Below are 14,686 nucleotides of genomic sequence, written 5' to 3'. Positions count from 1 at the left end.
GAAAACCAGATGAGCTTGCCGCCCTTCAAATGCGATCTGTCAGCTTGTCTGTCTAGCCTGTCCAGGCGGCGTCGCGCCTGGACCAGGCATGCGGGCGCTTACTCGAAATCCGTGGCAGCCACAAATACCGCCAGCAAGGTTTCCAGGCCTTGCAAGTCCTGCGGCCGGAAACGGTTCAGGCTAGGGCTGTCGATGTCGAACACACCATACAGCTTGCCGTCCTTGAGCACCGGGATCACGATCTCGGCATTCGACGCCGCATCGCAGGCGATGTGTCCGGGAAAGGCATGCACGTCCGGCACCAGCACCGCTTCGCGGCTGATGGCAGCCGCGCCGCAGACGCCGCGGCCGAACTGGATGCGGGCGCAGGCGACCTTGCCTTGGAACGGTCCGACCAGCAGTTCTTGCTCGTCGCCGTGCGTGCTGGCCACACCGCGTGGCCGCACCCAGTAAAAGCCGACCCAGTTGAGGTTGGCAATGGTCTGGTAGACGAAAGCGGAAAACTGCGCCGCATTGGAGTTCTGGTCGCGTTCGTTGTCGAGAATGCTGGCGGCCTGGCGCGCCAGGAGAGCGTAATCGACATCAATCTCTGCAGTGCTGGAAGTGAACATGGGTATCCCTGGAAAATGTGCTGCAAGTTTACATGCAAACGGAGATTTTCTTTTGCTGCGGCGTTAACAGAGGGATTGCACGGAAGCCGAGGGACGCTGGCGGCTCGATGTTTTTACTGGCAAAACAGTCGCATTTCATGTTGCCAAATATAAACATTGCCAAATATCAAGCTGGTAATAGTGACAGCTTTATTTTTTTGGCGACTAGCTATACTGGACAAACAGCTAATTGTTGCCAATTTGTCCCTCCCCGGACATTTTCAACCGACATTTGCGCTCGAATATGCCGGCTGCAGCTTGCAGTAAGAACCAGATTGGAGAGTAGATCAAGTCATGACAGGACAGACTTACTCGGTTACCGCAGCCCCTGCGCCGGTCTTGGTGCAGGCAATGTTCAACTTCATGGAAGACTGCGTCACCGCAGCCATGCGCTGGGGGTAGCTCCGCCGGACACCGCTGCCGGCGCCGCGAATAGCTGATCCGAAACTACCCAGACCCTGCATCGCGCCCCGCTCTCGGCTCAGCCTGAGATCCAGCAATCCTGATTTTCACCCTGTTTCAAGCGCCGCACCTACGTCCGGCGTCGAGGGACCGTTTTTCTTTTTTTTCCGGAGAATTCCATGAGCAAGAGCTATCGAGTGGTGTGGAGCAAATCGCAAGGCGCGCTGGTGGTGGTGTCGGAGCTGGCCAAATCGAACGGCAAGGGATCTGCCAGCCAGCTGGTATCGAGTGGCCCCGCGCTTGGCGCAGTATCATCGTCGCGCTCGCGCTTGCCGGGATTGCTAGCACTAACAGCCAGTGGCCTGCTGGCCTTGCATGGCTCAACCGCCTGGGCCAACTGCACGCCGGCCAACCCGGCCGACGGCGCCACAGTCACCTGCAGCGGCGCTGCGAATCTGCTGGCGCCCTCCTACAGCAGCGCAGCCAATAACCTGACCGTCAACGTCAATACCGGCGCCAGCGCCGGCGTGCTGCTGGGCCTGCTCGGCAACGCGATGACCCTGACTGGCAACAACGTCACCCTCAACAACGGCGGCACCATCGATCCCTCGCTGCTCGGCATCGGCAGCCTGCTCTCGACCGGCACCGTGATCGGCAACGCAGCCGCCAGCACCGTCACCGTCAACAACAGCGGCACCATGAAAGGCACCTCCGGCCTGCTGGGAGTCAGCCTGACCAACCTGAACGGCGTCGCCCTGGCGGTGCAGAACGGCACCGGCGGCGTCAGCAATCTTTCCAACAGCGGCACCATCGGCAGCACACCCTTGCTGGGCATCTCGCTGCTGGCTTCGGACGCGCCGGTGGTGGCCGCCTATGGTGGCGGCCAGGTCAATTTCGTCAACACCAGCAGCGGCGCCATCAACGGCCGGGTAGCTTTCGAGGCTTCCGGCACACCCGGCACCGGCAACACCTTCGTCAATGCCGGCGCCATCACCGGCAGCGTCTCGATGGGCGCCGCCAGCACCAACACCTTTACCGCGGTGACCGGTTCCACGGTCAGCGCCGGCGGCAGCCTTGGCCTCAATCTGCTCAGTGTGGTCGGCCTGAACCTCGGCTTCGCCGCCACCGGGACGATCGACGGCGGCGCCGGCGGCAACAATACCCTGCTGCTGCAGAATGCCGCCACCGGTACCGGCAGCGGCACCGGCGGCTCCGGCACGATCACCAGCGGCACCTATATCAACTTCCAGCACCTGGGCATGAACAGCGGCAGCTGGACCCTGAGCGGCGCGCAGACCTTCCAGGATGCCACCCTGAACGGTGGCCTGGCGATTTTCGACAACTCGGCTTCGTTCGGCACCGGGGCGATCTCGGCCAACGGCGGCGCCATCCAGGCCAGCGCCGCCGGCCTCAATGTCGCCAACAATATCGGCTTGCAGGGCGTTGGACTGACGGTCCAGGGCGCCAACGGCCTGACCCTGTCGGGCTTGATCAGCGGCACTGGCGGATTGACCAAGAACGATGCCGGCATACTGACGCTGAATGGCGTCAACACTTATAGCGGCAACACCAACCTGAACGGCGGCGGGCTGGTCCTCGGCAATGCCTCTGCCATCGGCAGCGGCACGCTGGCGGTCGGCGGCTCGGCGACGCTGGACACCAGCACCGGCCTGACGCTAGGCAACACCATCACACTGGCCAGCGGCGCCAACCTGAGCCTGGGCGGCAGCAATAATCTGGGCTTGAACGGCGCGATTTCCGGCGCCGGCGGCCTGATCAAGAACGGCGCTGCGACCACCACCCTGACGGCGGCGAATACTTATACCGGCGGCACCACGATCAACGCCGGCACGCTGGCCCTGGGCGCGGGCGGCAGCCTGGCGGCTACCGGCGCTGTCAATGTTGCAGGAGCTGGCGCAGGTTTCGACATCTCTGCTGCCGGCAACCAGACTATCGGCTCCCTGGCCGGCGTGGCAGGCAGCACGGTAGCACTGGGCGGCAACACGCTGACCTTTGGCGATGCCACCAACCAAACCTTCGGCGGCGTCATCGGCGGCACCGGTGGACTGGTCAAGCAAGGCACAGGCACCGAGACACTGACCGGCGCCAATACCTTTACCGGCGGCGCCACCATCAACGCCGGCACGCTGGCTTTGGGCGCGGGCGGCAGCCTGGCGCCAACCGTCGCGGTGAACGTGGCCGGCGCCGGTGCCGGCTTTGACATCTCTGCCGCCGGCAACCAGACCATCGGTTCCCTGGCCGGCGCGGCCGGCAGCACGGTAGCGCTGGGGGCAAACAACCTGACTTTCGGCGATGCGACTAATCAAACCTTTGGCGGCGTCATCGGCGGCACCGGCGGACTAGTCAAGCAAGGCACAGGCACCGAAACCCTGACCGGCGCCAACACCTTTAGCGGTGGCGCCACCATCAATGCCGGTACGCTGGCGATCGGCGCCGGCGGCAGCCTGGCGCCAACCGTCGCGGTGAACGTGGCCGGCGCAGGCGCCGGTTTTGACATCTCGGCCGGCGGCAACCAGACCATCGGCTCGCTGGCCGGCGTGGCCGGCGGCACGGTAGCGCTGGGGGCGAACAACTTGACCTTCGGCGACGCTACCAACCAAACCTTCGGCGGCGTCATCGGCGGCACCGGTGGGCTGGTCAAGCAAGGCACAGGCACCGAAACCCTGACCGGCGCCAATACCTTCAGCGGCGGCGCCACCATCAATGCCGGCACGCTGGCGTTAGGTGCAGGCGGCAGCCTGGCGCCAACCGTAGCAGTCAACGTGGCCGGCGCCGGTGCAGGCTTTGATATCTCTGCGGCAGGCAACCAGACCATCGGCTCGCTGGCCGGTATTGCCGGCAGCACGGTAGCGCTGGGCGGCAACACGCTGACCTTTGGCGATGCCACCAACCAGACCTTCGGCGGCGTTATCGGCGGCACCGGCGGACTGGTCAAGCAAGGTGCAGGCACTGAAACTCTCACCGGCGCCAACACCTTTACCGGCGGCGCCACCATCAATGCCGGCACGCTAGCCCTGGGCGCAGGCGGCAGCCTGGTGCCGACCGTGGCGGTGAATGTTGCCGGCGCCGGTGCGGGCTTTGACATCTCCGCGGCAGGCAACCAGACCATCGGCTCACTGGCCGGGGTGGCCGGCAGCACGGTAGCGCTGGGAGCGAACAACCTCACCTTCGGTGACGCTACCAACCAAACCTTCGGTGGCGCCATCGGCGGCACCGGCGGCCTGGTCAAGCAAGGTGCAGGTACCGAAACCCTGACCGGCGCCAACACCTTTACCGGCGGCGCCACCATCAATGCCGGCAAGTTGGCGATTGGCGCAGGCGGCAGCCTGGCGGCGACCGGCGCAGTGAATCTGGCTGGCGCAGGCGCCGGGTTTGATATTTCCGCAGGCGGCAACCAGACCATCGGGGCATTGAGCGGCGTGGCCGGCAGCACGGTAGCGCTAGGCGCGAACAACCTGACTTTCGGCGATGCCACCAACCAGACCTTCGGCGGCATCATCGGCGGCACTGGCGGACTGGTCAAGCAAGGCACAGGCACTGAAACCCTGACCGGCGCCAACACCTTTACCGGCGGCGCCACCATCAATGCCGGCACGCTGGCGATCGGCGCCGGCGGCAGCCTGGCGCCAACCGTGGCGGTGAACGTGGCCGGCACAGGCGCAGGCTTTGACATCTCTGCCGCCGGCAACCAGACCATCGGCTCGCTGGCCGGTGCAACGGGCAGCACGGTAGCACTGGGAGCGAACAACCTGACCTTCGGTGATGGCGCCAATCAAACCTTCGGCGGCGTCATCGGCGGCACCGGCGGACTGGTCAAGCAAGGCACAGGCACTGAAACTCTCACCGGCGCCAACACCTTTAGCGGCGGCGCCACCATCAATGCCGGCACGCTGGCGATCGGCGCCGGCGGCAGCCTGGCGGCGACCGGCGCAGTGAATCTGGCTGGCGCAGGCGCCGGGTTTGATATTTCTGCAGGCGGCAACCAGACCATCGGAGCATTGAGCGGCGTGACCGGCAGCACGGTGGCGCTGGGAGCGAACAACCTGACTTTCGGTGACGCTACCAACCAGACCTTCGGCGGCGTCATCGGCGGCACCGGCGGACTGGTCAAGCAAGGCGCGGGGACTGAAACCCTGACTGCGGCCAACACCTTCACCGGCGGCGCCACCATCGATGCCGGCAAGCTGGTACTGGGTGCAGGCGGCAGCCTGGCGGCCAGCGGCGCGGTGAATCTGGCCGGCGCCGGTGCAGGCTTTGATATCTCTGCGGCGGGCAACCAGACCATCGGCTCACTGGCCGGGGTGGCTGGCAGCACGGTAGCGCTGGGAGCGAACAACCTCACCTTCGGTGACGCTACCAACCAAACCTTCGGCGGTGTCATCGGCGGCACCGGCGGACTGGTCAAACAAGGCACGGGAACGGAAACCCTGAGCGGCGCCAACACCTTTACCGGCGGCGCCACCATCAATGCCGGCACGCTGGCTTTGGGTGCGGGCGGCAGCCTGGTGCCGACAGTGGCGGTGAATGTTGCCGGCGCCGGTGCCGGCTTTGACATCTCTGCCGCAGGCAACCAGACCATCGGCTCTCTGGCCGGCGTGGCAGGCAGCAATGTCGCATTGGGCGCCAACACGCTGACCTTCGGCGACGCCACCAACCAGACCTTCGGCGGCGCGGTCGGCGGCACGGGCGGCCTGGTCAAACAAGGTGCAGGCACGGAAACTCTCACTGGCGCCAACACCTTCACCGGCGGCGCCACTATCGACGCCGGCAAGCTGGTGCTGGGTGCGGGCGGCAGCCTGGCAGCCACCGGCGCGGTGAATATCGCTGGCGCCGGCGCTGGCTTCGATATCTCCGCCGCAGGCAATCAAACCATCGGGGCGTTGAGCGGCGTGGCCGGCAGCACAGTTGCGCTGGGCGCCAACACGCTCACCTTTGGCGACGGCAGCAATCAGACCTTTGGCGGCGTGGTTGGCGGCACTGGCGGACTGGTCAAGCAAGGCGCCGGCACTGAGACGCTCACCGGCGCCAACACCTTTACCGGCGGCGCCACCATCGATGCCGGCAATCTGGTATTAGGTGCGGGCGGCAGCCTGGCAGCCACCGGCGCAGTCAATGTGGCCGGCGCTGGCGCTGGCTTCGACATCTCTGCCGCAGGCAACCAGACCATCGGTTCGCTGGCCGGCGTGACCGGCAGCACAGTGGCCTTGGGCGGCAACACGCTGACCTTCGGCGACGGCACTAACCAGACCTTTGGCGGCGCGGTCGGCGGCACTGGCGGCCTGGTCAAGCAAGGCGCAGGCACTGAAACCCTGACCGGCGCCAATACCTTCACCGGCGGCGCTACCATCGATGCCGGCAAGCTGGTATTGGGTGCCGGCGGCAGCCTGGCGGCTAGCGGTTCGGTGAATCTGGCCGGCGCCGGCGCAGGTTTCGATATCTCTGCCGCGGGCAACCAGACCATCGGTTCGCTGGCCGGCGTGGCCGGCAGCACGGTAGCGCTGGGAGCGAACAACCTGACCTTCGGTGATGCCACCAATCAAACCTTTGGCGGCGTCGTCGGCGGCACCGGCGGTCTGGTCAAGCAAGGCACGGGCACTGAAACCCTGACCGGCGCCAACACCTTCACCGGCGGCGCCACCATCAATGCCGGCAACCTGATATTGGGTGCCGGCGGCAGCCTGGCAGCCACCGGCGCGGTGAATGTCGCGGGTGCGGGCGCAGGATTTGATATCTCGGGCGCAGGCAACCAGACCATCGGTTCCCTCGCCGGCGTGGCCGGCAGCACGGTGACGCTGGGCGGCAACACGCTGACCTTCGGCGACGGCACTAATCAAACCTTCAGCGGCGCCATCGGCGGCAGCGGCGGGATAGTCAAGCAAGGTAGCGGCACTGAAACCTTGAGCGGCGCCAGCACCTATACCGGCGGCACGACTCTCAATGCCGGCGGACTGGTGCTGGGCAATGCCGGCGCCATCGGCAGCGGCGTCCTCACGGTCGGCGGCGCGGCAACGCTGGACAACAGCGTGCCGCTGACATTGAACAATGGCGTCGTGCTGAACGCAGGCCTCACCATTGCCGGCAGCAACGACCTTACCTTGAGCAATGTCGTCTCCGGCAGCGGCAGCCTGACCAAGGATGGCCCCGCCAGCCTGACCCTGGCCAACGCCAATACCTACAGTGGTGGCACCATCCTCAACAGCGGCAGCATCATCGTCGGCAACAATGCGGCGCTCGGCAGCGGCAGCCTGGCGCTGAACGGCGGCACGCTCAACCTGAACGGCTACCAGGTCACCACGGGCGGCCTCAACGGCAACGGCAATCTCGACCTCGGCAGCGGCGGGCTGACGGTGAACGGCGGCGGCGCCTATGGCGGCGTGATGTCGGGCAACGGCTCGCTGACCAAAGGCGGCAGCGACACCTTGACCCTGACCGGCGCCAACAACTATGGCGGCGGCACCACCATCAGCGGCGGCACCCTGCAGATCGGCAATGGCGGCACCACCGGCAGCCTGACCGGCAACGTCGTCGATAACGGCACCTTGAGCTTCAACCGTTCCGACGACACCACCTTCGCCGGCGTCATCAGCGGCAGCGGCGGCGTCGACAAGCTGGGCGCCGGCGTACTGGGACTGACCGGCGTCAGCACCTATAGCGGACCGACCGTGGTCGACGGCGGCACGCTGGCAGTCACCGGCTCGATCGCCAATTCGACCGTCACCGTCAACAGCGGCGCCACCGTCCAGGGTCCCGGCACCATAGGCGGCCTGGTGGTCAACAGCGGCGGCACTGCAGCCGTCGCCGGCGTCGGCCAGCCGATCGGCAGCATGACGGTTGCCGGCAACGCTACCTTCAATCCGGGATCGACATACCGGGTGCAGGCGACGGTGCAGACCAGCGACCAGATCAACGTCGCCGGCACCGCCACCCTGAATGGCGGCACGGTACAGGTGCTGGCGGCGACCGGCGACTACAAGCCGACCAACAACTACACCATCCTGAACGCCAAGGGCGGCGTCAGCGGCACGTTTGCCGGCACCACCACCAACCTGGTGTTCCTGACGCCGAGCTTGCGCTACGACGCCAACAATGTGTTCCTGCAGCTGGCGCGCAACCAGGTCCAGTTCCAGCAGGTTGCCACTACCTCGAACCAGTACAACGTGGCGGGCGCGGTGACTACCCTGGGCGGCGGCAACACCATCTACGACACCATCACCTCGCTCGACCCGGCCTCCGCGCGGGCGGCCTTCGACAGCTTGTCTGGGGAGATCTACGCCAGCGCCAACAGTGTCCTGATCGAAGACAGCCGCTATGTGCGGGATGCGGTGACGGCGCGCGCGCGCCAAGGATCGGCGCCACGTTCCGGCGTGTTGTCGGCCCTGTCTGGCGGCGGCGCGGCCAGCTGCGTGGCGGATAGCACCATCCAGCCGAACAGCCAGCTCAATACCCAGGACGCCTGCAAGGATGATCGCCGCAATGCCCAGGTGGTGTGGGGCCAGCTGTACGGCGCCAAGAGCAAGTTTGACGGCGAAAACGGCAGCGCCGATGTGGATCGCAGCGGCAGCGGCTTCATCATCGGCGCCGATACGCCGCTGAACGATCAATGGCGCGTCGGCGTTGCCGGCGGCATCGGTCACTCATCGTTCGACACCAGCCGCTCCAACGGTTCAGCTTCGGTCGACAGCTACCACCTGGCGCTGTATGCCGGCGCGCAGTTCGGCGCAGTCGGTGTACGTCTGGGCGGCGCCTATACCCGCAACAAGGTCGACGCCGACCGCAGCATCGTGTTCCCGAGCTTTGCCGACAGCACCAAGGCCAGCTATCACGCCGACACCACCCAGGTGTTCGGCGAGGTCGGCTACGGCATCGCCGCCGGCCAGGTGGCGCTGGAGCCGTTCGCCGGCCTGGCCTATGTCAACGTGCATGGCGACAGCTTCAGCGAAAGCGGCGGCCCGGCAGCGCTGACCAGCAGCAGCCAAAGCCAGAACGTGACGTTTTCCACGCTCGGGTTGAGAGTCGGCAGCCGCCTCGGCGCTGCCGACTCCACCGTGGCGGTGTACGGCACGGTCGGCTGGCGCCATGCCTTCGGCGACGTTACTCCCACCACCCAGCTGGCGTTCAGCAGCAACGGTGCAGCGGCATTCAATGTCAGCGGCGTGCCGGTCGCGCGCGACAGCGCGCTGCTGGAAACCGGCATCGACGTCGACGTCAGCAAGAGCGTGACGCTGGGCCTGGGCTATTCTGGCCAGTTCGGCAACAAAGTGCGGGACAACGCCATCAAGGCCAACATCCTGTGGCGATTCTGATACACCGCAGCTGAGGCGCAAGCCCCTGCAGGCCGCGGCTTGCAGGACAGCAGAAAGTGCTGAAGCAACAACATCAGGCGGATCCTCCCGCCTGCCAAGCCCGCTACCGTCAAGGTGCGGGCTTTTTTCTTCCCTCTGCGCCAAGCTGTTGCCGACGCAACACCGCTGAATTCGTTTATACAGTTTGCCGCGCATTTCTGCGAAAATGCCGCTCTGCTTAACCAGACAAGCTGTACGAAATACCGAATTTGCTGCAGCTCTCGAAGACACTCACGCGTAAGGTTGTAAATGTTGAAATATTTGTTTGTACTCTCCTGCACGCTTGTCCTGGGCGTATCCCATGTCACCGCCCATGCCGCCGACATCAACGGCGCCGGCTCCACCGCCGCTGCGCCGCTCTACCTGAAATGGGATGCGGCCTATAACAAGAAAACCGGCAACAAGCTGGCCTACGAGCTGGTCGGCTCATCCGCCGGCATCAAGAAAATCAAGGAAGGCGCGACCGATTTCGGCGCCAGCGATGCGCCGATGTCGCTTGCCGATCTGAAGAAATCCAACTTGCTGGATTTCCCGACCGTGATCTCGGGCGTGGTGCCGATCATTAACCTGCCCGGCATCAAGGATGGCGAGCTGCGCCTGACGGCCGAGGCAATCACCGGCATCTACCTGGGCAAGATCGACAAATGGAACGATGCTGTCATCGCCAGGGACAATCCCAAGCTGACGCTGCCTAACCTGCGCATCGTGCCGCTGGCGCGCGCCGACGGCTCCGGCACCACGTATACCCTGACCGACTATTTCAGCGCCGTCAGCCCGGAATGGAAGCAGCAGTATGGCCGCAACTTCAGCATCCCCTGGCAAGCCGAAATCAAGGCGCTGAAAGGCAGCAACGACCTGGTGGCCGCCTTGAAAAAGACCCCGGGCGCGATTGGCTACGCAGAGTTCGCCTACGTCATCGAAAACAATCTCAACTATGCGCAGATGAAAAACCGCGACGGCCAGTACGTGCGGCCGGATGCCAATTCCTTCAGCAGCGCGCTGGCCAACAGCAGCTGGAAAACCACCGGCAATTTTGAAGAAATGTTGACCGACAAGCCGGGCTCCGGCAGCTGGCCTATCACCGGCGCCACCTATGTCTATGTACCGCGCGTCACCAGCAAGCCGGAACAGACCAAGGCCGTGATCCAGTTCTTTACCTGGGCCTTCATGGAAGGCGACACCATCGCCAACAGCCTGGATTACGTGCGCCTGCCGGACAATGTGCAGGCACGGGTAGTACATGAAATGGGTAACGTGGTGGACGCCAGCGGCAAGCAGCTGGCCATGCCGGTTTTCCTGAAATAAGTATAGTTCGAACCTGTCTGCGCCCGGGCAGTTCATGCCTCCAATGCAGAAACCACCGGCGCCGCAATGCTGCGACCGGACGGGTGCTGCTTGCGGCTGTCCTTGCAAGCCGCTTCAATTCGCGCGATCCCCCCTTCCAGCTTAGCCACCGGCATGTAGCTGAAGCAGAGCCGCACAAACTGGCTGGAACGCGGGCCGTACAGCAGACCCGGCGCCAGCTGTACGCCGTGTTCTTGTCGCAGGCCCTCCAGGAATACGGCTGGATCTAGATCCGGTGCAAGTTTTACCCAGAACGAAAAACCGCCCTGCGGCAGCGTGTATGTCGATTCGCAGAACGTACAGTCCTGCAGCAGTGACTGCATGTGATCGCGCTTCTGCCGGTAGTGCTTGCGCAGATACGCGATGTGTCCTGCCAGCGTATCGGTCGCCAGCAAAGCGACCGCGATGTTGCTGACCACGGCGCTCACGCCGCCATCGCATTTCAGCAGCGCCAGCCGCGCAATCATGGCCGGCGCCGCGCATATCCAGCCGACACGCAGACCAGGCCAGGCGATCTTGGAAAAGCTGCGCACACTGATTACCGTGTCGGCGCCAAACAACGCCGGCTGAAAGCCGTGTTCGTAAGGCAGTTCCGAATACACCAGGTCCTGCACAATCGGCACCCCATGCAGGTCAAGCAGGCGCTGTACTTCGTCGATCCTGGCCTTGCTGATGCATTGCCCGCTCGGATTGTGGAAAGCAGGCGTGGTGTAGTACAGCTTTATCTTGGGATAACGCGCCAGAGCATCGGCCAGCTCCGACAAAGACACGCCCTCGCCATCCATGCCCAGCTGGATCACCGTCGCCCCGGCAATGCTGAAAATCCGCAATGCGCCCAGATAGGAGGGGTCCTCCGTCAAGACCACGTCGCCGGCATCGAGCAGGGTGTCGGCAATTAGCTGCAACGCCTGCGAGGCACCGCTGGTGATCATCACCTGGTCGCTGGCGACACCGGACCTGGCCGCCAGCCGCTGACGCAGCTCCGGCAAGCCTTGCGAATCGGTGTATTGCAAGATGTCAGCAAGGCTGACGCCGCCAGCTTCCGACATGGCATCGACCGCAGCCAGATGGCGGAAGGTATCTGGATCAGGCAGGCCGTAGCCGAAATTGATGGTGTGCTTGGTCGACGAATAATCGAAAGCACTGTAACGAGCACTTATCTGGCTGCGCAACGACATGCGGCACTCCTTGTAAAGATTCAATCGGCCAATGCCGGCGCCTTGAAGCGTTCGATATACGCGGCCACGAATTTTTCCTGGATCGGTTGGCCGAACAAAGGAAAATCGATTTTTACCGGCGGCGAACCGGCGTGCAACGACTCCCCGGCCAACGATAACGACGGCTGCCACTGTGCGCCAAAGAAGCAGGCGCCGTAGCTTTTCACCAGCACTGGAATGATTGGATGGAGCATGCTCAGGAACAGTGAAATTTCCTGTGCATCCAGCTGCGACGCCGTTGCATCGGCAAAGCGCGCATGCGCAAAAAAAGTGTCGATGGCATGCAACGCATCCCAGAACGAAATGGCATCCATCGCGGCCTGGTACTGCGCAACTGCATCGGCCAAGACCGGCAGCAGGGGATTGAAGGCATAGCTCCGGCTGCCGCCGACATGCTTGCGTAAAGCGGTTTCATACTCGCGCACGCGCAAGGCCGCCTGGATCAAGCCGTCCACCTGGAAATCATTATCGTTCTGGCCAAACGGCTTGGCGATGCCGGCCAGGTAATAGCGCAGCACACTCTGGTCGACATCGCGCGCTACTTCATCGGCCCAGAGTGCATGATTTCTGCTGGTCGAGAATTTTTCCCCTTCCAGCTTGGAAAAATCCTGGATCGCCTGGTTGTGGGGAATCGCATAGCCGCGCCCAAGCAGGCTGGCCGTGACGCCGATGGTGTAATAGAAGCGATTGTCCTGGCCCATGAAAAAGACAATCTTTGAATCCGGGCTGCGCATCGTCTCGCTGTAATCTGCTTTGTTGCGTTCGCAAATACGCTTGATGCCGGTGTCAAAACACCACAATCCTTCGAACCAGGTCAGCAAGGTCTGGCCGGCCACTTCGGCAGGTTGCGCCAGCGTCACGCCGCGCGCGAAATTGCGCGACATCGCCAGGTTGCGCAATTCTTCCTTGAGCCAGCGGGTTTCCTTGTCCTTGATAGCGCGCGGCCAAGCGCTCGCTTCAATCGCCGGAATCAGGCGATCGGCAATCGGTTCCAGCTTGAGGTGAGCCTGGCGAATTGGCCGCAAGCTCAAAGGCTGACCGCAAGGCACATGCTGGGCCTGCCGCAAGGTGGCATGCTGGATCCCATGGCCGCAGCCTTCGCACAAATTGCTGTCGGTAGGCTCGCCGCATTCCGGACAGAACCCGCGCGCCAGCGAATCGGCGGCAAATTCCTGACAGGATTCGCAGTACAGCTGGCGGCCGTCCTCGATCTCGATCAGTCCCGCTGCGGACAATTCGTCGAATACCGAGAGACTGTGCTGCTTGTGATCCTGGCTGGTAGTCTTGACGAACTCGTCAACCTCGATCCCCATCGCCTCCAGGCAATGCAGGATCTGGCCGGAATACATCGCCGACACTTCGTCCACCGGACGTCCGAGCTGACCGGCTTTTACCAGCGTGTAGCTGCCATGCTCATCGGCGCCAGTCACGTAATGAGCCGCATTGCCGCGCAAGCGCTGATAACGCACGAAGATATCCGCCAGCAGGTAGACGCCGCCGATATGGCCGAGATGCAGCTTGCCGTTCGGGCAAGGCGGCGCCGGACAGACAAAAAAGGTTTGCAAAGCTTGGTTCATATCAATCCCACCACATGGATAAGAATTTCAAGGGCACGTGTGCATCGTCGTTTCTGATCGAATGCAGCTGATGCGGCTTCATGTAGAACAAGGTGGTTCCAGCCACCGCGGTGCTCTGGCCGTCCACCTCGAAGGTGCCGGCGCCGGAAATCAGCACCCACATTTCGTGCTCGCGGTGACCATGCAAGCTGACCGCATCCAACGGCGGCACCTCAACCACGGAAGCGCCGAAAGACGGCGCCGCCTCCGCTGGAATATGCTCCATCAGGCGGCATACCATCACGCCGTACTCGTGCCGCATCAGCGACTGGTCCAGCTCCTTTACCAGCATGCTGCCTGGCACGCCGTCAGTCACGGTAGAAGATTCCATTCGAAGGCCTCAGGTCGTTGATGTCGTAGTCTTTTTCTTCCGGCGGATTGTAGGCACGCTTCATGGCGTTGTATTCCGTGCGGTTAGGCCCGGCAGTCGACTCGCGCTGGAATACCAGGTACAAGGTGCGGCGCGAACGGTCGCTCTTGTTCGGTTCGGAGTAATGCGGCGCATAGTCGTCGAAGATGAAAATGTCGCCAGCCTTGCAATGCACAGGTTCCCACGAAAACGTCTTGGCGATTTCAGGATCGATGACCCCGCCCGCATCCATCTTGAACACGTCTTTCTTGTGATTGCCGGCGCTGAAGAAGAGCCCGCCGTTTTCCGGTTCCGAGTCGTCGATGGCAATCGATACCACCGCGTGGACCATGCGGTCAGGCAGCTTGTGCGGAATGTGATAAATGTCTTGATGCGGACGGTAGCCGCCGCTGTCGGGATACTTGAAGATCAGCAGTTCTTTCAGCATCTTGGTTTTTTCATCGAGCAGCTGTTCGACGCAATCCTTGATTCGCTGATCCGCCAGCACCAGCTCGCGCAGGCGATCGTGGTACTCGAGAAAATTTTCCACCTTCGACACAATTTTGCGGTTGTCCTTGGTCTTTTCAAACCACATCATCCATTTGTCGGCGCTGACGTCCCACTTGGCAATCTCGTCAACGGTATCGGAGATGGCGTCACGCGTTTTGCCATCGAAAAAACCCTCCAGCTTGATGAAGCCGTCGGCGTGCCACTTTTCAACTTTATCGCTATTCAACATGGGTAA

The 14,686-nt window shown here is 63.2% G+C and carries 7 protein-coding genes; 2 read left to right on the top strand and 5 right to left on the bottom strand.

The features are described from left to right. Window positions 1-98: 98 nt before the first annotated feature. Window positions 99-611: a GAF domain-containing protein gene (locus tag CPter91_RS01385; protein WP_061935983.1), complete on the bottom strand. Its 513-nt coding sequence runs from the start codon at window positions 609-611 to the stop codon at window positions 99-101. A 620-nt stretch (window positions 612-1,231) separates the two neighbouring features. Between CPter91_RS01385 and CPter91_RS01375 the strand changes: the two genes are divergently transcribed. Beyond that, window positions 1,232-9,376 carry an autotransporter-associated beta strand repeat-containing protein gene (locus tag CPter91_RS01375; RefSeq protein ID WP_082792532.1) on the top strand — a complete coding sequence of 2,715 codons (8,145 nt, stop codon included), beginning with the start codon at window positions 1,232-1,234 and terminating at the stop codon, window positions 9,374-9,376. Between the two features lie 288 nt (window positions 9,377-9,664). Beyond that, window positions 9,665-10,720, top strand: coding sequence for a phosphate ABC transporter substrate-binding protein PstS (gene pstS, locus CPter91_RS01370; RefSeq protein ID WP_061935978.1), 1,056 nt, complete (start codon window positions 9,665-9,667; stop codon window positions 10,718-10,720). Between the two features lie 32 nt (window positions 10,721-10,752). Here the strand turns inward: pstS and CPter91_RS01365 are convergent, their stop codons facing one another. From CPter91_RS01365 to CPter91_RS01350, 4 genes are read right to left on the bottom strand one after another with little or no spacing between them, the layout of a single operon-like run. Then, the gene (locus tag CPter91_RS01365; RefSeq protein WP_082792530.1) at window positions 10,753-11,937 is read right to left on the bottom strand and encodes an aminotransferase-like domain-containing protein; all 1,185 of its coding nucleotides are present in this window, start codon (window positions 11,935-11,937) and stop codon (window positions 10,753-10,755) included. Window positions 11,938-11,957: 20 nt separating this feature from the next. Next, window positions 11,958-13,553 (bottom strand): class I tRNA ligase family protein, encoded by a 1,596-nt coding sequence (locus CPter91_RS01360; protein WP_082792529.1) that lies wholly within the window; start codon window positions 13,551-13,553, stop codon window positions 11,958-11,960. Window position 13,554: 1 nt separating this feature from the next. After that, complete coding sequence (locus CPter91_RS01355) at window positions 13,555-13,923, bottom strand: cupin domain-containing protein (RefSeq protein ID WP_236905915.1); 369 nt, start codon at window positions 13,921-13,923, stop codon at window positions 13,555-13,557. Next, window positions 13,901-14,680, bottom strand: a complete 780-nt coding sequence (locus tag CPter91_RS01350) for a phytanoyl-CoA dioxygenase family protein (RefSeq protein WP_061935975.1) — start codon at window positions 14,678-14,680, stop codon at window positions 13,901-13,903. The genes CPter91_RS01355 and CPter91_RS01350 overlap by 23 nt, the downstream gene beginning before the upstream one ends. Window positions 14,681-14,686 lie beyond the last annotated feature (6 nt).

This window comes from Collimonas pratensis, assembly GCF_001584185.1.
Lineage (GTDB): Bacteria > Pseudomonadota > Gammaproteobacteria > Burkholderiales > Burkholderiaceae_D > Collimonas > Collimonas pratensis.
Note: the sequence above shows the minus strand (reverse complement) of the source record. Positions and strands in the feature narration are given on the sequence as shown.